Source organism: Stakelama saccharophila (assembly GCF_032229225.1).
Taxonomy (GTDB): Bacteria; Pseudomonadota; Alphaproteobacteria; order Sphingomonadales; family Sphingomonadaceae; genus Sphingomonas; species Sphingomonas saccharophila.
This window is the reverse complement of record NZ_CP135076.1, coordinates 948,329-967,508: the sequence shown is the minus strand read 5'-3', so window position 1 is coordinate 967,508 and position 19,180 is coordinate 948,329. Positions and strand designations below refer to the sequence as shown.

Annotated in this window: 18 protein-coding genes and 1 pseudogene; 7 read left to right on the top strand and 12 right to left on the bottom strand. The window is 65.4% G+C overall.

What is annotated here, in order from left to right; all coding sequences use genetic code 11:
• Window positions 1–59 precede the first annotated feature (59 nt).
• Complete coding sequence (locus tag RPR59_RS04375; protein ID WP_313917052.1) at window positions 60–974, top strand: LysR family transcriptional regulator; 915 nt, start codon at window positions 60–62, stop codon at window positions 972–974.
• A 40-nt stretch (window positions 975–1,014) separates the two neighbouring features.
• Here RPR59_RS04375 and RPR59_RS04370 read toward each other — a convergent pair whose 3' ends face one another.
• Window positions 1,015–2,046 (bottom strand): AI-2E family transporter, encoded by a 1,032-nt coding sequence (locus tag RPR59_RS04370; protein WP_313917051.1) that lies wholly within the window; start codon window positions 2,044–2,046, stop codon window positions 1,015–1,017.
• A gap of 278 nt (window positions 2,047–2,324) precedes the next feature.
• Here RPR59_RS04370 and RPR59_RS04365 point away from each other — a divergent pair, with 278 nt between their 5' ends.
• The 4 genes from RPR59_RS04365 to paoC all read left to right on the top strand — a co-directional run bounded on the left by RPR59_RS04365 (window position 2,325) and on the right by paoC (window position 7,085).
• Window positions 2,325–3,050 (top strand): lipid-binding SYLF domain-containing protein, encoded by a 726-nt coding sequence (locus RPR59_RS04365; protein ID WP_313917048.1) that lies wholly within the window; start codon window positions 2,325–2,327, stop codon window positions 3,048–3,050.
• 241 nt (window positions 3,051–3,291) lie between these two features.
• On the top strand, window positions 3,292–3,942 hold the full coding sequence (gene paoA / locus RPR59_RS04360; protein WP_313917045.1) for an aldehyde dehydrogenase iron-sulfur subunit PaoA: 651 nt from the start codon (window positions 3,292–3,294) through the stop codon (window positions 3,940–3,942).
• Window positions 3,939–4,889, top strand: a complete 951-nt coding sequence (locus tag RPR59_RS04355; RefSeq protein ID WP_313917042.1) for an FAD binding domain-containing protein — start codon at window positions 3,939–3,941, stop codon at window positions 4,887–4,889. The genes paoA and RPR59_RS04355 overlap by 4 nt, the downstream gene beginning before the upstream one ends.
• Before the next feature lie 3 nt (window positions 4,890–4,892).
• Window positions 4,893–7,085 (top strand): aldehyde oxidoreductase molybdenum-binding subunit PaoC, encoded by a 2,193-nt coding sequence (gene paoC, locus RPR59_RS04350; protein ID WP_313917040.1) that lies wholly within the window; start codon window positions 4,893–4,895, stop codon window positions 7,083–7,085.
• 54 nt (window positions 7,086–7,139) lie between these two features.
• Here the strand turns inward: paoC and RPR59_RS04345 are convergent, their stop codons facing one another.
• Both RPR59_RS04345 and ggt read right to left on the bottom strand, forming a co-directional pair.
• On the bottom strand, window positions 7,140–7,496 hold the full coding sequence (locus tag RPR59_RS04345; RefSeq protein ID WP_313917038.1) for a PilZ domain-containing protein: 357 nt from the start codon (window positions 7,494–7,496) through the stop codon (window positions 7,140–7,142).
• Between the two features lie 332 nt (window positions 7,497–7,828).
• Complete coding sequence (gene ggt, locus RPR59_RS04340; RefSeq protein WP_313917036.1) at window positions 7,829–9,613, bottom strand: gamma-glutamyltransferase; 1,785 nt, start codon at window positions 9,611–9,613, stop codon at window positions 7,829–7,831.
• A 113-nt stretch (window positions 9,614–9,726) separates the two neighbouring features.
• Here ggt and RPR59_RS04335 point away from each other — a divergent pair, with 113 nt between their 5' ends.
• A complete protein-coding gene (locus RPR59_RS04335; RefSeq protein WP_313917034.1) occupies window positions 9,727–9,888 on the top strand; it encodes a peptide ABC transporter permease in 162 nt (53 codons plus the stop codon).
• A gap of 51 nt (window positions 9,889–9,939) precedes the next feature.
• On the opposite strand, the gene RPR59_RS04330 is transcribed toward RPR59_RS04335, so the two are convergent.
• The 9 genes and pseudogenes from RPR59_RS04330 to RPR59_RS04290 form a co-directional block, all read right to left on the bottom strand.
• Complete coding sequence (locus tag RPR59_RS04330) at window positions 9,940–10,296, bottom strand: HesB/IscA family protein (protein WP_313917033.1); 357 nt, start codon at window positions 10,294–10,296, stop codon at window positions 9,940–9,942.
• Window positions 10,297–10,375: 79 nt separating this feature from the next.
• A complete protein-coding gene (locus RPR59_RS04325) occupies window positions 10,376–10,846 on the bottom strand; it encodes an SUF system Fe-S cluster assembly protein (RefSeq protein WP_313917030.1) in 471 nt (156 codons plus the stop codon).
• Window positions 10,843–12,057: a cysteine desulfurase gene (locus tag RPR59_RS04320; RefSeq protein WP_313917028.1), complete on the bottom strand. Its 1,215-nt coding sequence runs from the start codon at window positions 12,055–12,057 to the stop codon at window positions 10,843–10,845. Before RPR59_RS04320 ends, RPR59_RS04325 begins: the two co-directional genes overlap by 4 nt.
• A 121-nt stretch (window positions 12,058–12,178) precedes the next feature.
• On the bottom strand, window positions 12,179–13,264 hold the full coding sequence (locus RPR59_RS04315; RefSeq protein WP_313917026.1) for a SufB/SufD family protein: 1,086 nt from the start codon (window positions 13,262–13,264) through the stop codon (window positions 12,179–12,181).
• Between the two features lie 289 nt (window positions 13,265–13,553).
• Window positions 13,554–14,396 carry a Fe-S cluster assembly ATPase SufC gene (sufC, locus tag RPR59_RS04310; protein WP_313917024.1) on the bottom strand — a complete coding sequence of 281 codons (843 nt, stop codon included), beginning with the start codon at window positions 14,394–14,396 and terminating at the stop codon, window positions 13,554–13,556.
• 98 nt (window positions 14,397–14,494) lie between these two features.
• Complete coding sequence (locus RPR59_RS04305) at window positions 14,495–14,989, bottom strand: energy transducer TonB (protein ID WP_313917021.1); 495 nt, start codon at window positions 14,987–14,989, stop codon at window positions 14,495–14,497.
• On the bottom strand, window positions 14,986–16,449 hold the full coding sequence (gene sufB / locus RPR59_RS04300) for a Fe-S cluster assembly protein SufB (protein WP_313917019.1): 1,464 nt from the start codon (window positions 16,447–16,449) through the stop codon (window positions 14,986–14,988). The genes RPR59_RS04305 and sufB overlap by 4 nt, the downstream gene beginning before the upstream one ends.
• 101 nt (window positions 16,450–16,550) lie before the next feature.
• Window positions 16,551–16,949 (bottom strand): annotated as a pseudogene (locus RPR59_RS04295) (SUF system Fe-S cluster assembly regulator); the annotation flags it as partial.
• Between the two features lie 104 nt (window positions 16,950–17,053).
• Entirely contained in the window at window positions 17,054–17,821 is a 768-nt protein-coding gene (locus tag RPR59_RS04290; RefSeq protein WP_313917017.1) for an AraC family transcriptional regulator, read from the bottom strand.
• Between the two features lie 321 nt (window positions 17,822–18,142).
• Between RPR59_RS04290 and RPR59_RS04285 the strand changes: the two genes are divergently transcribed.
• Window positions 18,143–19,147 (top strand): quinone-dependent dihydroorotate dehydrogenase, encoded by a 1,005-nt coding sequence (locus RPR59_RS04285; protein WP_313917015.1) that lies wholly within the window; start codon window positions 18,143–18,145, stop codon window positions 19,145–19,147.
• Window positions 19,148–19,180 lie beyond the last annotated feature (33 nt).

The window sequence follows — 19,180 nt, the reverse complement described above, 5'->3', positions numbered from 1 at the left end:
TAGTGCGTTGCACAATTGAACCTAATGATTTCTCCTCAAATGATGTATGATCGGGCTTCATGATTGAAACCGACCTGAATCTGTTGCGGGTATTCGACACGCTGTACGAGGAACGCAGCGTCACACGGGCGAGCGAGCGGCTGGGCCTGACGCAGTCGGCGGTCAGCCACGCCCTGCGGCGGCTGCGCGACATGCTGGACGATCCGCTGTTCGTTCGCGCGGCGCGCGGGTTGCAACCGACGCCGCGGGCGATCGAGATCGCGCCGGGCGTACGCACCGGCCTCGATCAGCTCCGCAGCGCCCTGGCGCCGTCCCAGTTCGACCCCGCGATCGCGGAGCGTGGGTTCACGCTCGCCGCAGGCTCCTATTTCTGTGCGTTGCTGGTGCCGAAACTCGTCGCTCGCACGCGGGTGACGGCACCGGGCATCTCGTTCCGCATCGTGCCGCAAGGGGCGCAGCTCCTCTCGGAACTGGACGAAAGCGTGGTCGATCTGGCCCTGGGCGCGTTCAGCCGGGTGCCGCCGCGGCTGACGGCGCAGCCGCTCTATCGCGAAGAACTCGTCTGGATTGCCGCGGCGGGTCACCCCCTGAGCGCCGGACCGGTATCGACCGAAGCCCTGGAGGCGCAACCGCGCCTGCGGATCGCACCGGCGCGGCCGTTCGAGGCGTTGCGATCGGCCGGGCCGCAGGGCGATCTGGAACGCCATGCAATCGCCGAATCGGACGCCGCCGGGAGGACGCCCGCCGCAACCGTGTACGATGCGCTGACGGCGATCGCGACCGTTGCGCGGACGGACCAGATCGCGCTCGTTCCGGAACGGTTCGTGCGCGACCGCGGCCATGAAGCGATCGCCGTTCTCGATGCCCCCGGCCAGGCTCACGGTATCGAATTGTCGATGCTGTGGCATTCGAAATTCGATGCGGATGCCGGCCTCACATGGCTTCGCGAGACGATCGTCGATATCTTGCGGTAGCAGGTTTCGCGCGCCATCCGCCGCCATCCTGCAAAGCGAATCAGGCGCCGGCCTTTCGCCGGCGGGGCGACACGAGAGCGGCGATCCAGCGCGTGCTCTGGAAATGTTCGCAGATGATCAGCATCGTCGTCGTCAGCGGCAGGGCGATCAACGCGCCGGCCAGTCCCCACATCCAGCTCCAGAACGTCATGGCCAGCACCACGAATACCGGAGCGATCGACAGTTCCCGCCCCTGTAGCAAGGGATAGATCACATTGCTGATGAAGAGCTGCATCGCAGCGAAACCGAAAAGCGTGATCAGGGGTATGGTGATGCCGTCGAACTGAACGATGGCATACAGGACCGGTGGAATGATGCCGATGATGTTGCCGACCACCGGGATGAAGTTGAGCAGGAAGTTCAGGACGCCCCAGACCAGTGCCAGATCGAGGCCGACCATCAGGGAGAGCAGGATCGAGGCGAGGCCGGTAATCAGGCTGGTAATCAGGGTGACCGACAGATAGTTGCGCACCCGATAGGCGCTCTGGTCCATGATCTCGTAGAGTTCGCCGCGCGATCGGCTGTCGAATTCGTGGCGCATCCGCTTCCACAGGCCCGATACTTCGGGAAGGCCCAGCGCCACCAGGATCGCGATCAGCCCGACATAGCTTCCGAACGAGTAGATCGCCTTCGCCGCCATGCTCGCGATCGCGCTGGCGCGTTCCTGCTCCAATGTCGGCTCCAGCGACAGCCCCCATTGCCGCGTCCACTGTGTGACGCGCGCGTAAAAGGCCGCGATCCGGTCCCAGCGCTGATCCAGCACCGACATGACCTGACTGATGGAATAATATGCAGCGGCCAGAAAGCTGCCGACGATCGCGAGCAGCAACAGGAACGCAAGCGCATAGCTGGCCGCGGGCGGCAGGTACCGGTCCAACAGGCGTTTGAGCGGCCAGATCGCCGCGGTGGTCATCACCGTGACCAGCAGCGGCATCGCCACCGGATAGCTGGCCCGCAAGGCGGCAAAGCCGAGAATGACGGCAATGACGGTGAGTACACGGTTGCGATAGACGTCGGACGGCGTCGATCCCATTTCAGCGTCCGCCTTCCGGGCACGCACGGCCCGCCACCACCCTGTCCGAAACAGCCCCCATGATCATCGCCCGAAACGCCCTTCCCCTATTCCGCGCTCCGACGGTAACGGGACGCCGTCCCTCCGGTTCCGCCCGAAAGCACCTCGTTGCGGTAGAGCACCGAAGCGCGCCTGGCCGCGATATATGGCCCGCTTCCGGCATTTATGCCCGACGGTTCGGCACAAACTGCGGCCCAATTTGTTGGTGCGACACTACGCGCAACATGGGAGGATTACCAATGCGTCATACACGAACCCTATTGGCGACCGCTGCCGCCGTCAGCCTCGCGGCCTGTTCGGGTCAGGGGCCGGAGGCCGAGAATGGCGCATCGGCCGGCAACGAGACGATCGGCATGAACACCTCGCAGGCGGCGACCGACGACGATGCGCAGGACGCACGGACCCTGGTCGACGAGGCCGCGCGCCAGGTCGAGACGATGAAGGCGGACCCCGACCTCGCCGGCTTGATGCAGAAGGCGAAGGGCATCTATATCGTACCGGAATTCGGCCGCGGCGCGCTGATCGTCGGCGGGCGCGGCGGCGCCGGCGTCGTCGTGGCCAACCAGGACACCGGCTGGTCGCCACCCGCTTTCTATGATTTCGGCAGCCTCAGCGTCGGTGCCCAGGCCGGCGGATCGGGCGGTCAACTCGCCTTTCTGCTGATGACGGACGATGCGGTGAACGCATTCATGAGCGGCAACCAGGTCAGCCTGAACGCCGAATCCGGCCTTTCCATCATCAATTATTCCGAAAACGCCCAGGCTTCGTTGGGCAAGGGCGACATCATCATGTGGTCGGACACCGAAGGCGCCTATGCCGGCGCCACCGTCAGCGTAACGGACATCAACTGGGACGACGAGAACAACCGCGCATATTATGGCCGGGATGTCGAGCCGCGGCAGGTCCTGACCGGAAAGGTGAGCGCTCCGCAGTCCAGCAATCTCGAAAGCGCACTGCCCAGCTAGGTTGCCGGATCGCCGCGCCCGCGGCAGGCATCTCCGGTACGGCGCGTCCGGCCCGGCCGGGCGCGCCTTTTATTGCGCTATGGCATTCGAACATGATCGACAAAGCGACACGAATCCAGCATGAGAGGATCAATCGCCCTGGCGAGTCCGGCGGAACTGACCGCGGATGACGAGGCGGGATTGCCTTTCGTCCGAAGACGCCGTCCTCGCCCGCGCTCGGGGCCGAAGCTGGAGACACGCCATGACCGACCTTCACGACACCGCGATATCCCGGCGCGAAGTGCTCGCCGGTGGTGCCGCTTCCGCCACCATGGGCGCCCTGCCCCGTGCGCAGGCGGCACAAGCCACTGGCGCGCCGCAGCCCGAACCGGTCCGCGAAACCGTCGCGCTGAAGGTGAATGGCGAGACGCGCAAGCTGACCCTCGATACCCGCACGACGCTGCTCGATGCACTGCGCGAACATCTTCATCTGACGGGCACCAAGAAGGGCTGCGATCACGGCCAATGCGGGGCCTGCACCGTCATCGCGGACGGCCGCCGCATCAATTCCTGCCTCAGCCTGGCGGTGATGCACGACGGGTCCGAGGTGACGACGGTCGAAGGGTTGGGCACCCCCGACGCGCTGCATCCGATGCAGGCGGCCTTCGTCCGGCATGACGGCTATCAATGCGGCTATTGCACGCCGGGCCAGATCTGCTCCGCCGTCGCGACGCTCGCTGAAATCCGCGACGGTGTGCCGAGCCATGTCACCGCCGACCTGACCGCGCCCGTGCGCCTGAGCAACACCGAACTGCGCGAGCGGATGAGCGGCAATATCTGTCGCTGCGGAGCCTATTCCAACATCATCGACGCCATCAACGATGCCGCGGGCCGGGCGGGAGAACCGGCATGAGGCCCTTCAGCTTCGAACGCGCCACGACGCCTGCCGGAGCCGCCGCTGCCGCGGCGGAGCGGCCGGACGCGAAATTCATCGCCGGCGGGACGAACCTGCTCGATCTCATGAAGCTGGAAATCGAGGCGCCGGCGCACCTGATCGATGTCGGCGGACTCGAACTCGACAGGATCGAGGATACCGATGATGGCGGCCTGCGTATCGGCGCGCTCGTCAGCAATACCGATCTCGCCGCCGACAAGCGTGTCCGCCGCGATTACGGCGTCCTGTCGCGGGCGATCCTTGCCGGCGCCTCGGGCCAGTTGCGCAACCGGGCGACGACGGGCGGAAATCTGCTTCAGCGCACGCGCTGCCCCTATTTCTACGACCCCAACCAGCCCTGCAACAAGCGCAAGCCGGGATCGGGATGCGCCGCGATCGCGGGCTATAGCCGGCAACTTGCCGCGATCGGCGGCAGCAAGGCCTGCATCGCCACCTATCCCGGCGACATGGCGGTGGCGCTGCGCGTGCTGGATGCGCGTGTCGAGACCGTGCGGCCGGACGGACAGGCGCGTTCGATCCCGCTCGCCGACTTTCATCGCCTGCCCGGCGACACGCCGCAGGTCGAGACGGCTTTGCAGCCGGGCGAGCTGATCACGGCGGTGACATTGCCGAAACCGGCCGGCGGCCGCCATTTCTATCACAAGGTGCGCGACCGGGCGTCCTACGCCTTCGCCCTGGTATCGGTGGCGGCGATCGTGAACGCCGACGGCACCGGCCGTGTCGCCCTGGGCGGGATCGCGCCGAAGCCCTGGCACAGCGAAGCGGCCGATCGGGAACTGCCGCGCGGCGCACGGGCCGTTACGACGGCCCTGCTCGCCGATGCCAATCCCACCCGCGATAACGCTTTCAAGGTCACGCTGGCCGAGCGAACGCTCGGCGCGGTACTGGCCCAGGCAAGGGGCTGAGCCATGAAGTTCGATACCCCCGCAACCACCAACCCGATCGACCGGCAGCGGGTCGTGGGCAAGCCCCATGACCGTATCGACGGGCCGCTGAAGACAACCGGCACTGCGCCCTATGCCTATGAACGCCATGACGTGTTCGACGACCCGGCATATGGCTTCGTGCTCGGCGCCGGGATCGCGAAAGGGCGCATCAAGTCGATCGACCTCGCCGATGCGAAGGCGTCCCCCGGCGTACTGGCGATCGTCACGGCGGCCAATGCCGGCCCGCTGCAAAAGGGCGATTTCAATACCGCGAAGCTGCTCGCCGGGCCTGAGGTCGAGCATTATCACCAGGCCGTTGCGCTCGTTGTGGCCGAAACCTTCGAACAGGCGCGCGCGGCGGCACACCGCATCCATGTCGAATATGCCAGAAGCGACGGCCAGTACGACCTCGCGAGCGTTCGCGATTCGGCCACGCCGGCCAAGGGCGCACCGAACGATCGCCACGGCGATTTCGACGCCGCCTTCGCCGCTGCACCGGTGAAACTCGACGCGCAATATACGACGCCCGATCAGTCGCATGCGATGATGGAGCCGCACGCATCGATCGCCGCGTGGCAGGGCGATGCGCTGACGCTCTACACGTCCAACCAGATGATCAACTGGGGCAAGGGCGACGTCGCCAAGACACTGGGTATCCCAAAGGACAAGGTGCGACTGGTTTCGCCCTATATCGGCGGCGGATTCGGCGGCAAACTGTTCGTCCGCGCCGACGCGGTGCTCGCTGCGCTGGGCGCGCGCATGGCGAAGCGACCGGTGAAGGTGATGCTGCAGCGGCCGCTGATCTTCAACAACACGACGCATCGCCCTGCGACGATCCAGCGCATCCGGCTGGGCGCCGACCGCGACGGAAAATTGACGGCAATCGGCCACGAAAGCTGGTCGGGCGACCTGCCCGGCGGCGGACCGGAGACCGCAACGGGGCAAACCGCGTTGCTCTATGCAGGGGCCAATCGCAAGCTCGCGACGCTGCTGGCGGTGCTCGACCTGCCCGAAGGCAATGCCATGCGCGCACCGGGCGAGGCACCGGGGCTGATGGCGCTGGAAATCGCGATGGACGAGATGGCGGAGAAGCTGGCGCTCGATCCGGTCGAATTCCGCGTACGCAACGACACCCGCGTCGATCCGATGAAACCGGACCGTCCGTTCTCACAGCGCCACCTGGTCGAATGCCTGCGTACCGGTGCCGACAAGTTCGGCTGGCGCAAGCGCAAGGCGCAGCCTGCTTCCGTGCGCGAGGACGGCTGGCTGATCGGCATGGGGGTGGCCTCGGCGTTTCGCAACAACCTGGTGCAGAAGTCCGGCGCACGCGTCCGGCTGGAGCGGGACGGCACCGTCACGGTCGAAACCGACATGACCGACATCGGCACCGGCAGCTATACGATCATCGCCCAGACGGCGGCTGAGATGCTGGGGGTCCCGCTCGACCGCGTCTCCGTGCGGCTGGGTGATTCGAGTTTCCCTGTGTCGTCCGGATCGGGCGGTCAATGGGGCGCGAACAGCTCCACCGCCGGCGTATATGCCGCCTGCGTGAAGCTGCGCGAGGCGATCGCGGCGAAGGCCGGGTTCGATGCACAGGCGTGCGATTTCGCAGGCGGCAGGGTCCGCGCCGGCGGCGAGAGTCGCGATCTGGCGGACCTGGCCGGCGACGGTATCACCGTGGAAGACTTCATCGAGTTCGGCGACCTGGACAAGCAGTATCAGCAATCGACCTTCGGCGCGCATTTCGTCGAGGCGGCCGTCCACGGCCATACCGGCGAGATCCGGGTCCGTCGCATGCTGGCAGTCTGTTCGGCAGGGCGCATCCTCAACCCGAAATCGGCACGAAGCCAGGTGATCGGGGCGATGACGATGGGAACCGGCGCCGCGCTGATGGAGCATCTCGCAGTCGACAAGCGCTTCGGCTATTTCGTCAATCACGATCTGGCGCAATATGAGGTCGCCGTGCACGCCGACATCCCGCACCAGGATGTGATCTTTCTGGACGAAACGGACCCCGTCTCCTCACCCATGAAGGCCAAGGGCGTGGGCGAACTCGGCATCTGCGGCATCGCTGCTGCGGTCGCCAACGCGGTCTATAACGCCAGCGGCGTTCGCGTGCGCGACTATCCGATCACGTTGGACAAGGTTCTGGACAAGCTGCCGAACATGACTTGAGCCGATCGAACAGCTCGACCGCTCGAAGCAGTATGCGACAGGCGGTCGCTCTCGTCAGCGTTTCAGGATGAATTTGGGGCGATCACCCTCGCGACCGGGTTGCTGGTCGAACGTGGCGCGCACGAAGACTTTCGCCCGTGCCGCGTCGATATCGATCGGCGTCGCGAAATGCAGGCCGGCGCGCGCTTCCTCCGTCCAGCGTACCGTGGAGGCGACGCATTCCAGCGCGCCCACGGTAATCAATACCGTCTGACCGCGCTGCATGCGATCGACCCTGTCGATACATGCGCCGTGTCGCGACAGGTTTCGGATGCGGTGCTGCGTCGGCTCACGCGCGCCGAACTGCTCGACGCGCGCGGACAGCATCATGCTGTACCGTGTTTCGGTCCGCCGTTCATCCACGTCCGCCATGACGATGTCTTGGCGAACACAGCCTTACCGTACCGTTAGCAAACATGCTTAACAGCGCCGATTCGCTCGTCATCGGGCAGCGCCACCGCAACCGATCGCCGGAGCAGACCGGCCCGTCTCCCGACGGTAGGAAAGGGTCGAAAGCCCATCTAGATATAGCGCGGTATCGCAATCGATGGCCGGTATCTCCCCCCAATTGGATATCGGCATCGGTACGGGCGCACCGCAATGCCGGTGCGCCCGTTTCGTCGGAAAATTCCCGATCGCAACCTTTCCCGGCCGGGCCTGTCGCCCGTTATCGTCCCGACAGCGCGATCACCCCGGCAGCGCGATCAATAGCCGGCGGCGAGCCCCGCCGGGCGGCGCTTGTCATTCGCCCCCTGCAGCATGCCGCCGTCCTCGACCAGGATCGCCTCGTCCGCGCCCCAGGCCGACACCTCGCGAAAGCGATAGCCCATCGCCTGCAATGCCGACTTTGCCGCTGGCGTGAGATATCCCGGCTCCACCATGACTTCGTCCGGCATCCATTGATGGTGGATGCGCGGTGCGTCGACCGACTGCTGCATGTTCATGCCGAAATCGATGACGTTGATGATGCTTTCCATCGTCGTCGAAATGATGGTCGACCCGCCAGGGCTGCCGGTCACCATGAACAGCTTTCCGTCGTCGAGCACGATGGTCGGCGACATCGAACTGAGCGGCCGCTTTCCGGGCGCGACCGCGTTCGCCTTGCCCTGCACCAGGCCGAAGCTGTTGGGAACGCCCGGCTTGGAAGTGAAATCGTCCATCTCGTTGTTGAGGAAGAAGCCGGTATCGCCGGCCATCCGGGCAATGCCGAACAGATAGTTCAGCGTATAGGTGACGCTGACCGCGTTCCCCTTCGCATCCACGACCGAATAATGGGTGGTGTCCGTCCCCTCCCGCGGGCCGATGCCGCCTTCGATCTCGCTCGACGGCGTGGCGCGATCCGGCCTGATCTGCGCGCGGATGGCGGCGGCGTGTGCGTTGGATATGAGCGTTGAGACCGGATTGTCGACAAAGGCCGGATCGCCCAGGTTCGTGTTGCGATCGGCAAAGGCATGGCGCTCCGCCTCGATCAGGTGATGGGTCGCCTGCACCGATCCGTATCCCCACCGTGCCATCGGATAGGCCTCGACCACCTGCAATATCTCGCAGATCGTGGTGCCGCCGGAACTGGGCGGCGGCGCGGAAAGGATGGTGTAGCCGCGATAGTCGCAGCGTACCGGTTCGTCCCACTGGACAGTATATTCGGCGAAGTCGCGCATGGTGAAGAGGCCGCCATTGGCCTTGCTCGCGGCGACCACGCGCCGGGCGATGGAGCCCTTGTAAAAGGCGTCGGCACCGCCCCGCGCGATCCGCTTCAGCGTATCGGCCAGTTGCGGCTGCACCAGCCGTTCGCCGACGCGGTAGGGCCGGCCGTCCTTGAGGAAGATGGCGGCGACATTCGGCGACCCCGCGAAATCCTCCGCCCGCCGGTCGAGAATGTTGATGTCGCCCTGTCGCAGCTCGAAGCCCTGCTCGGCCAGCCGGATCGCGGGGGCCATGATCGTGTCGAGCGGCATCGTGCCGAAGTGTTTCAGCGCGGTGTTCAACCCCATCACCGTGCCCGGCGTGCCCACGCCCAGATAGCTGTCGGTGCTGCGCCCTTCGACGACGTTGCCGTCTTCGTCCTGGAAGATCGTCGCCGTCGCTTTCAGTGGCGCGCGTTCGCGAAAATCGAGGAACAGGTCGCGGCCATCGGCAAGGTGGACGGTCATGAACCCGCCGCCGCCGATATTGCCGCAGCACGGATGCACGACGGCGAGGGCATAGCCGACCGCGACGGCCGCATCCACGGCATTGCCGCCCTGCTTCAGGATGTCCACGCCGATCCGCGTCGCGATATGCTGGGCGGAAACGACCATGGCGTGACGCGCGCGAACCGGCTGGGCCTTGCGCCAGTCGGCGGCTTCGCGCCCGGGTGCCGTGGTATCGAGCGCACGGCCGGAGATCGAGGAACCGCTGCGTTGCGGTGTCGGTCCGGCCGCCTGCATCGTCGGGGCACATGCCGAAAGGAAAAGGGCGAGTGCGGTCAGGCCGGTGGCGAACGGGCGCATGCGGGCTCCTGATGATTTGGCTTCGACACGGCCATGCCTCCTTCGGCCGGTCGAAACAAGGATGCGGAACGAAACCACACGGCCCATGGTGCATTGACCGTATAGAGGCGGAAATGACCGAACACGACTCCGATGACCAAGCCCAGCATATCTCGGCGCGCGATGCGCGTGGCGGGCGCATCGTCCTGAACACCCCCGCACGCCGCGCCGTTTTCATCGGCGGGCTGGTCGCCCTGCTGGTGGTGGCGTTGCTGGTTCGGTTCTACGGCGGCTGATGCTGGACAGCGGAGCGACCGCCAAAGGAGGTCCCGACGCCGCAAGCAGGCTCACACCATGAAGCTTTCGCCGCAGCCGCAGGCGCCCTTTGCATTGGGATTGTTGAACTGGAAACCGGCGGCGAAATCGTCCTCGACCCAGTCCATCGTCGATCCGATCAGATAGAGTACCGACCCGGCATCGACGAAGAAGGTGCCGCCCGGCGTTTCGATGCGTTCGTCCATCGGGTCGGCCTCGGTAACATAGTCGACCGAGTAAGCGAGGCCCGAACAGCCGCGCCGCGGCGTCGACAGTTTCACCCCGATCGCGTCTTCGGGCGCCTTGTCCATCAACGCCGCGATCCGCGCTTCGGCGGCGGGCGTCAGAATAATCGCAGCGGGGCGATTACGGGTTCTGGTGGTCGTCATCGTCTTCTCCATGCCCCCAAGCGGTGCTGGGCGGCCGGGCAAGAGACCCGACCGGCCGTCCAGCACTCCGGCTTGGTCGTCACAGCATTCCCAGTTCGAGCTTCGCGTCGTCCGACATCTTCTGCGGGTCCCAGGGCGGGTCCCAGACGAGATTGACTTCGGACGTGCCCACGCCCGGCACGGCGCCGACGCGCATTTCCACCTCCGCCGGCATCGATTCCGCGACCGGGCAGTGCGGCGTCGTCAGCGTCATCGCCACGGCAACATGACCGTCCTTGGTCACATCGACGCCGTAGATCAGGCCGAGATCGTAGATGTTCACCGGAATTTCGGGGTCGTAGATCTCCTTGAGCGCGTCGACGACCGCATCGTAGAGTTCGCCGCCCGGCTCGCTTTCGGACGGGGCCTCCGGGGTCTTGGCAAGAAAGCCCTCGAGATAATCGCGCTTGCGCTCGAAGGTCTCGCGCGGGGACGCATCCTCGACGCGCGCCCTGGCCGGCGCCTCCACCGAATCGACTTCTTCCACAGCGATCTTGCGTTCTTCGTTCATCCGAAGATCCTCGTTACTCTCTCAATTCCGGTTACCAGCGCGTCGACATCGGCGGCGCTGTTATAGACGCCGAAGCTCGCGCGCGCAGTCGCCTCGATGCCCAATGCCGCCATCAATGGCTGGGCGCAGTGATGGCCGGCGCGGATCGCGACCCGGCTCTCATCCAATATGGTGCCGATGTCATGCGGATGTACCCCTTGCACCGAAAAACTGACAATCCCGGCCGAATCCTCGGGTCCGTGGACATGCAGGGAATTGATCCGCGACAGCGCCTCGCGCGCGCGCGCGACCAGCGCGGTTTCGTGTGCGTGGATGCGGTCGAGACCGATGACGCTGACATAATCTATTGCCGCGTGCAGGCCGAGCGCGCCGACGATGTGCGGCGTCCCCGCCTCGAACCGGCCCGGCGGCGGGGCATAGGTGGTGCGCGCGAACGAGACCTTGTCGATCATCGATCCGCCGCCCTGCCAGGGCGGCATCGCGTCGAGCAGCTCACCGCGCGCCCACAGCACGCCGATACCGGTGGGGCCATAGAGCTTGTGGCCCGAGAACACGTAGAAATCGCAGTCGAGCGCCGCCACGTCGACGGCCATGCGCGGCACCGCCTGGCAGCCGTCGAGCAGGATCTTCGCGCCGACACCGTGCGCGAGGTCGGCGGCGCGGCGCGCGTCGAGCACCGATCCCAGCACGTTCGATACGTGCGCGAGCGCCACCAGCCTGTGCTTCGGCGTCAGCATCGCCGCCATCGCGTCTAGGTCGATGCGACCATCCTCGGTCAGCGGCACGACATCGATTTCGGCGCCGGCGCGCTCGGCGACCATCTGCCACGGCACGATGTTGGAATGATGTTCGAGCGTCGACAGCAGAATGCGGTCGCCGGCCTTGAGATGGCTCGCCGCCCAGCTTTGCGCGACCAGGTTGATTCCCTCGGTCGCGCCGCGCACGAAGACGATCTCGTCCGCCGATCCCGCGCCGATGAAGTCGGCGACCCGCTTGCGCGCCGCCTCATAAGCGAGCGTCATGTCCGCCGAGCGCTGATACACGCCGCGATGAACGGTCGCATAGGTCTCGCCATAGGCGCGCGCGATCGCATCGAGCACCGGCTTCGGCTTCTGCGCCGTCGCGGCAGTGTCGAGATAGGCCCAGCCCTCGGGGATCGCCGGGAAATCGGCAAGCACGTCGAGCGGGCGGGTGTCGATGGTGACGGTCATGCGCGCCTCCTCCGAGCCTCGATCACCCGTTCGCTTCGAGCGAAGTCGAGAAGCGTATCGCGCGGCATGCGTGTCTCAACTTCGCTCGACACGAACGGAATGCTGGATGTCGGACCAATCATCAAAGCGCGCTCTCCAGCCACCGGTTCGCATCCGCCGCGAACGCCTCCCGCACGGCCTCCTCGCCGATACGGGCGAGCGCGTCGGCGACGAAGGCGCGGGTGAGCATCGCCTGCGCGCGGGCGGGCGGGACGCCGCGACTTTCGAGGTAGAACAGCGCGCGCTTGTCGAGTTCGCCCACCGTCGCGCCGTGCGCGCATTTCACATCGTCGGCGAAGATCTCCAGCTCGGGCTTGAGGTTCACCGTCGCGGTGCGCTTGAGCAGCAGGCCGCGCAAGCTCTGCTCGCCATCGGTGCGCTGCGCATCGCGCGCAACCTCCACGCGGGCGGCCAGGCTGGCGGTCGAGGTGTCGGCGGCGACCGCGCGCCAGATCTGTCGGCTCGATCCCTCGGGCTGCGCATGGTGGACGGCGACCGCGGCCTCCTGCGACTGGCTGTCGCGGGTGAGCAGCGCGCCGCCCATTTCGGCGAAGGCGCCTTCCCCGGTCAGGCGAAGATCGCCGTCGATACGGCTGCCCATATCACCCGCACCGAGCACGATCGACACCAAGCTCGCCGCTTCGCCGATCGTCGCTTCGTCGCGCAGCGAGACGAACCCGCCCGACTGCAGCAGCCGTACGGAGCGCATCAGCCGCGCACCGCGGCCGAGATCGATCCGCGTCAGGCGGTTGGCCCAGCCGGTTCCGACATAGGTCTCGACCAGACTCGCGGTCGCATCCGCCGCCAGTTCGATCCGCGCGGGCACATGGTTGGCACCGCCCGAGCCGAGATGGACGATCTGGATGCAGGTTTCGGCGCCGCCCTCGCCTACGCGCAGCATCCAGCCGGTGCCGCCGGCGCGGCGTCCGAGCGGGTGTTCGGTATCGGCCGGGAGCGCCTCGACGCGGATCGGGCCAGGGTCGCTCCGCTTCGCCTGATATTCGCCGTCGACGAAGACGAGGCGCGGGCCGTCGAGGCCATGGATGAACCACGCGTCCGCATCGGGCATGTCGCCCATCGGAGATTGCGCCGCCGCTTCGAGCGCGGCCATGTCGGACCAGCGCCATTCCTCCTGGCGTTTCGTGGGAAGGTCGAGAGCCTGGGTCATGCTTGCACCTTATCGTCCCGGACTTGACCGGAGTTTATCGCGTTCGGACAGGGTACTGCCGGTATTCCTGCGAAAGCAGGAATCCAGAGTCTCGTGGTGCTGCGCCTGGCATCCTGGGCTCCTGCTTTCGCAGGAGCATGCACTTTACTTGCCGGAAAGGGATAGAGCCCGACTCGATCCGGCGTCCATGCGCTGTCCGAAGCAAACGCGAACGCTCTAATATCGAATGATCGGTCCGCGCTGGATGCCGGATCAAGTCCGGCATGACGGTTGATTGCTGCGCACTGCATCATGCCGCCGCCGCCTGATAGCCCTCGCGCTCAAGCTCGACCGCGAGTTCGGGGCCGCCCGAGCGCACGATCCTCCCGGCGGCGAGGACATGGACCGCATCAGGCTCCACATATTCGAGCAGGCGCTGATAATGGGTGATCAGCAGCACCCCCTTGTCGGGCTTGCGCATGATGCGGTTGATGCCCTCGCCCACCGTTTTCAATGCGTCGATGTCGAGTCCGCTGTCGGTTTCGTCGAGAATGGCGAACCTGGGGTCGATGATTCCCATCTGGACCATCTCGTTGCGCTTCTTCTCGCCGCCCGAAAAGCCGACATTCACCGGGCGCTTGAGCATGTCCTGGTCCATGCCGAGGGCATCGGCCTGGGCACGCGCGCGTTTGAGGAAGTCGCTGCCCGACAGCGGTTCCTCGCCGCGGGCCCTGCGCTGACTGTTCAGCGCCTCGCGCAGGAACTGCACGTTGGAGATGCCGGGGATTTCGACCGGATACTGGAAACCGAGGAACATACCGACCGCGGCGCGCTCGTGCGGCTCCAGCGTCAGCAGGTCGACCCACTCTTCTTCCGTTCGCCCCGATCCTGTCGAGGGGCTGCTCTTGCCTTCGCCGGAAGAAAAGGACGGTGCGTCGACAAGCTCGGCATGAACCGGGTTGGGCTGGAACGTCACCGACCCTTGCGTCACTTCATATTCCGGGCGTCCGCCCAGCACATAGCCCAGCGTCGACTTGCCCGCGCCATTGGGGCCCATGATGGCGTGGATTTCGCCGGGCTTTACTTCGAGATCGAGCCCCTTGAGGATTTCCTTGCCGTCGATTTCGGCGTGAAGATTTTCGATTTTCAGCATGACTTCATTCTCGACTTTCGGATGGGGGCGAACCGCGACGGCGCGCAGGGTTCACGACAGAATATGAAAAGGCCGCATGTGCTTCGTTCCGCATACGCCTATTCCCGTTCGGCGGGCGCACCGCCGGTGATGCGGATCGTCGGCTCGGAAACCGGTTCGGGCGGCGGCGGCAGGTCGACGAGCTGGCGATCCGCTTCCTCGTCCCGCCCGCCGGCGCCGACCGGTCCGATTTCCGGCACGGGCGCCGGGTCGGCATCGGGCTGGACCAGTTTCGGCAGCTTGATCGCCACACCGGCTTCGTCCGGAGAATTCTCGTTCTTCGCCGCGGGGCGCCACAGCGCATCCCCGCAAAAGCGATGTCCCGTTTGATCCTCGACGCAATCGGGCAGATCGTCGCAAGCCCGGTCGTCGATCCGGTCGACACCGCTCGAGATCAGCACGCGGCAATTGTGCAGCCGCCCGTCCTCGCCCTTGTCGAAAACCAGCGCGACGCGGCCGGCCTTCGCCGTGACGACAATCTCCTGCGGCGCAGCCGGAGAAGTCTCGGGCGGCATCGCCTGTGCCACCGGGATCGAAATCGCGAACGCGATCAACCGACGGACCCCTCCAGCGAAATGCCGAGCAGCTTCTGTGCCTCGACCGCGAATTCCATCGGAAGCTGCTGCAGCACCTCCTTGGCGAACCCGTTGACGATCAGCGCCACCGCCGCTTCCTCGTCGAGCCCGCGACTGGTGGCGTAGAACATCTGGTCTTCCGAAATCTTCGATGTCGTCGCCTCATGCTCGATCTGCGCCGAGGGGTTCCTGACCTCGATATAGGGCACAGTATGCGCGCCACATTTGTCGCCCAGCAGCAGCGAGTCGCACTGCGTGAAGTTGCGGACATTCTCCGCCCCCGGCGCGACGCGAACGAGGCCGCGATAGGTATTGTCGCTGCGCCCCGCCGAAATGCCCTTGGAGATGATGGTCGAACGGCTGTTCTTGCCGTTGTGGATCATCTTGGTGCCGGTATCGGCCTGTTGCCGGCCATTGGTGACGGCAACCGAATAGAATTCGCCGACCGAATTTTCGCCGTTCAGCACGCAGGACGGGTATTTCCAGGTGATCGCACTGCCGGTCTCGACCTGGGTCCACGAAACCTTCGAGTTCCTGCCCTGGCACAAAGCGCGCTTGGTGACGAAATTATAGATGCCGCCCTTGCCGTTCTCGTCGCCGGGATACCAGTTCTGAACGGTCGAATATTTGATCTCCGCATCATCGAGCGCGACCAGTTCGACCACCGCGGCGTGAAGCTGGTTCTCGTCGCGCATCGGCGCGGTGCAGCCTTCGAGATAGCTGACGTAAGAACCCTTGTCGGCAACGATCAGCGTGCGCTCGAACTGACCGGTATTCTCCGCATTGATGCGGAAATAGGTGGAAAGCTCCATCGGGCAGCGCACGCCTTCGGGCACATAGACGAAGGTGCCGTCTGAAAAGACCGCGCTGTTGAGCGTGGCGAAATAGTTGTCGCGCTGCGGTACGACCTTGCCGAGCCATTTCTTCACCAGCTCGGGATGCTGCTTGATGGCCTCCGAGATCGAGAGGAAGATGACGCCCGCCTCCTCCAGCTCCTTGCGGAAGGTGGTGGCGACCGAGACGCTGTCGAACACCGCGTCGACCGCGACCTTGCGCGCGCCCTCGACGCCGGCGAGCACCTTCTGCTCCTCGATCGGGATGCCGAGCTTTTCATAGGTACGCCGAATCTCGGGATCGAGTTCGTCGAGCGATTTCAGCTCGGGCTTCTTCTTCGGCTCGGCATAGTAATAGGCGTTCTGATAGTCGATCATGGGAATGTCGAGCTTCGCCCAGTCGGGCTCGACCATGTCCTGCCACATGGCGAACGCCTTCAGCCGCCAGTCGAGCATCCACTGCGGCTCACCCTTCTTGGCGGAGATGTAGCGAACGGTGTCCTCGTTCAGCCCCTTGGGAGCGAAGTCCTGCTCCACGTCCGAGGAGAACCCCCATTCATACTTCTTGTTCGCGGCGGCAAGCGCCTCGGCATTCTTCGTCGCCATCATCCATTCCCGATCCCGGCCGCGCTCTCGGCGAGCGGTGCCGGGCCTTGTTCGCGTTCAGCGCCGCTGTCGGCGGAAACCGGAGCGGGCGTTTCCCAGTCGTTGATCGAAGCCAGCGAGACCCCGGCCAGCGCGCCTCTAACGGCACCGTTGACGGCGCGCCAGTGCGGGCGGACCCGGCAGCTTCGTTCGATCGCGCAATCCCTGCCGCCATCATCGACGCAGGCGGTGAGCGCGATCGGCCCCTCCACCGCTTCGATGATGTCGGCGATGCTGATCGTCGCGGGCGGTCGGGCGAGGCGGAAGCCGCCGCCAGTGCCGCGCGCGCTTTCCACCAGGCCGGCCGTCGACAGCTTGCTCACCAGCTTCTGCACGGTCGGCAGCGGCAATCCCGTTTCCCCGGCGAGCGACGTCGCGTTCAGCCGATTGCCCGCGCCGCAGTGGCGCGCCGCGGCCGTCATCATCACGACGGCATAATCGGCCTGGGCTGTCAGTCGCATTTGTTCAATCGGACCATTTCGTTCCGATTGGCATGTGGCGGCGACGGCGGCCTGCGTCAACCGCCACCGATCGAGAAATGATCGTTGCGCCCCGCCCGAGGTTGTCAGGTATGGCTGATGATCTTTTTCACCCTGCCGCCGAGGGCATGGCGCTGCGCAATGGTCAACTGGGCCAGCAGGTTGGGATTTGCGTGCATCTGCCCCGGCGTGAGGCCGGTGAAATGCTTCACCTCCCGAATCAAATGGGACTGGTCGTAGAAGCCCCGGTCGATCGCGTCGGCGGACGATACCCCGTCCGACACCAGCGCCACCGCGGTGCGCAGGGCGCGATATTTGCGGGCGAGCACCTTCGGCGGCGCGCCGTAAAGCGACTTGCACTTGCGCTCTAGCTGGCGGGCGGACACCCCTGTCGCCCTTGCCAGGGCGCTGACCGTCGGCGATGGCGTATCGGCAAGCCAGGCGTCGACCGTGTGAATGAACGCCAGATCGGGCCCGGTGCTGCGCAAGAGCTTGCCGATCATCGCCTCGGCGATCTCTCGCATGGCATCGGGCGATTCGAGCCCCTTCAGCTTCTCGGCAGCTTCGGCGACGGCCGGGCCCATTATTTCCACCGCGTCGACCACGCGGTTCGTCATCGTCCAGGCGTTGTTCCCGATCAGTGCGCCCCAGCCGACCGGCGTGACGCCCATGCCGAAACAGACGACGGGTCCCTGTGCCTTCACCTTCATCGCTCCCGTAGTCGGCCCGATCACATGGAGATCGGGCGCGACCTGCACCGTTCCGTCCGGGAAGCGGTATTCCGCGCCTCCCGGTGACAGTCTCAACCGAAGCTGCGCATGATCGGCGCGTTCGGTATCCTCGAAAACGGGCAAGTCAGCGCGGAAATAATAAAATAATGTAATGTAATCCGCGAAGGCGCTTGAAGGTATGATGTACTCAAGTTGTAGTACGCTCATGTCGAAATAGCCCCTGTATTGCGTATTCGCACACAGTATATTGCTTCTAAGCATAAGAAAAGCGGTCCGGCCACAAAGGACCGAACCGCCAGGCAAGATTCCAATCTGGAATCCTCGGGTCGCAACTTGAACGTAGGATGGTCGCGCGATTCGGTCTTGGATGGATTCGACATCTGCGAAAGAATCGTCCCGTTCCGGGACTTTGATTTTCGACCGCCGAACCGGCAAAGGGTCGCCATGCCCTTTCCGCTGATCCGCCCCGCCCTCTTCGCCATGGAGCCGGAGCGCGCCCACCGCCTGACCATCGCGGCGCTGGCGCGCTGGGGCAATCTGGGCGCGCCGTTCGCACCGGCCGCTACATTGCCCGATCGTCCCGTCAGCGTTGCCGGCATCCGCTTCCCCAACGCCCTGGGCCTTGCTGCCGGCATGGACAAGGATGCGGAGGCGGTCGACGGCCTCCTGGCGCTGGGTTTCGGCCATGTGGAGGTCGGCACGCTGACCCTGCGCCCACAATCCGGCAATCCCCGGCCGCGGCTGTTCCGGTTGAAGGCGGATCAGGCGATCGTCAATCGCATGGGGTTCAACAATGGCGGCCTGGCGGCCGGGTTGGCGCGCGCGGGACGCGCAAGGCGCCGCGGCGTCCTGGGCATCAATGTGGGCGCGAACAAGGATTCGACCGACCGGATCGCGGACTATGCCGCCGGCGTGCGCGCTGCGGCACCAGTGGCGGATTACGTCACCATCAATATCAGTTCGCCAAACACGCCGGGCCTGCGCGATCTGCAGGAGCCCGCGATGCTGGCCGAACTTCTGTCCGCCTGCAGTTCGGCGCGAACGACCGATACCGGGCGTCGCCCGCTGTTTCTCAAGATCGCTCCCGACCTGGACCGGCGGCAGATCGAAGCGGTCGTGGGCACGGCGATCGACGGCGGCGTCGATGCTCTGATCGTATCGAATACGACGATCAGCCGGCCGGAAACCCTGCGCTCGCCCTCGGCGCGGGAAGGCGGCGGGCTGTCGGGAGCACCGCTCGCCGCGCTGGCCCGCGCGAAACTGGCCGAGGTGCGCAGCGCGAGCGGCGATGTCGTGCCACTGATATCGGTGGGCGGCATCGACAGCGCGGACGAAGCGAAGCGGCGGCTCGACGCCGGTGCGAGCCTGGTTCAGCTTTACACCGCGCTGGTCTATCACGGCCCGGCCCTGGCGGCGCGCGTCGTGCGGGAACTGGCGGCGATGCCGTAGCGTCTTTGCCCCGACGTCAAAGACCATTAGGCC

What these genes read in the sequence shown, in the direction of transcription:
- RPR59_RS04345 (WP_313917038.1), bottom strand. Translation starts at nt 7,496, where the DNA reads ATGGCGGACGTGGATGAACGGCGGACCGAAACACGGTACAGCATGATG.
- RPR59_RS04365 (WP_313917048.1), top strand. Translation starts at nt 2,325, where the DNA reads ATGCGTCATACACGAACCCTATTGGCGACCGCTGCCGCCGTCAGCCTC.
- ggt (WP_313917036.1), bottom strand. Translation starts at nt 9,613, where the DNA reads ATGCGCCCGTTCGCCACCGGCCTGACCGCACTCGCCCTTTTCCTTTCG.
- paoC (WP_313917040.1), top strand. Translation starts at nt 4,893, where the DNA reads ATGAAGTTCGATACCCCCGCAACCACCAACCCGATCGACCGGCAGCGG.
- RPR59_RS04285 (WP_313917015.1), top strand. Translation starts at nt 18,143, where the DNA reads ATGCCCTTTCCGCTGATCCGCCCCGCCCTCTTCGCCATGGAGCCGGAG.
- RPR59_RS04320 (WP_313917028.1), bottom strand. Translation starts at nt 12,057, where the DNA reads ATGACCGTCACCATCGACACCCGCCCGCTCGACGTGCTTGCCGATTTC.
- RPR59_RS04330 (WP_313917033.1), bottom strand. Translation starts at nt 10,296, where the DNA reads ATGACGACCACCAGAACCCGTAATCGCCCCGCTGCGATTATTCTGACG.
- RPR59_RS04370 (WP_313917051.1), bottom strand. Translation starts at nt 2,046, where the DNA reads ATGGGATCGACGCCGTCCGACGTCTATCGCAACCGTGTACTCACCGTC.
- RPR59_RS04375 (WP_313917052.1), top strand. Translation starts at nt 60, where the DNA reads ATGATTGAAACCGACCTGAATCTGTTGCGGGTATTCGACACGCTGTAC.
- sufC (WP_313917024.1), bottom strand. Translation starts at nt 14,396, where the DNA reads ATGCTGAAAATCGAAAATCTTCACGCCGAAATCGACGGCAAGGAAATC.
- sufB (WP_313917019.1), bottom strand. Translation starts at nt 16,449, where the DNA reads ATGGCGACGAAGAATGCCGAGGCGCTTGCCGCCGCGAACAAGAAGTAT.
- RPR59_RS04335 (WP_313917034.1), top strand. Translation starts at nt 9,727, where the DNA reads ATGACCGAACACGACTCCGATGACCAAGCCCAGCATATCTCGGCGCGC.
- RPR59_RS04325 (WP_313917030.1), bottom strand. Translation starts at nt 10,846, where the DNA reads ATGAACGAAGAACGCAAGATCGCTGTGGAAGAAGTCGATTCGGTGGAG.
- RPR59_RS04355 (WP_313917042.1), top strand. Translation starts at nt 3,939, where the DNA reads ATGAGGCCCTTCAGCTTCGAACGCGCCACGACGCCTGCCGGAGCCGCC.
- RPR59_RS04315 (WP_313917026.1), bottom strand. Translation starts at nt 13,264, where the DNA reads ATGACCCAGGCTCTCGACCTTCCCACGAAACGCCAGGAGGAATGGCGC.
- paoA (WP_313917045.1), top strand. Translation starts at nt 3,292, where the DNA reads ATGACCGACCTTCACGACACCGCGATATCCCGGCGCGAAGTGCTCGCC.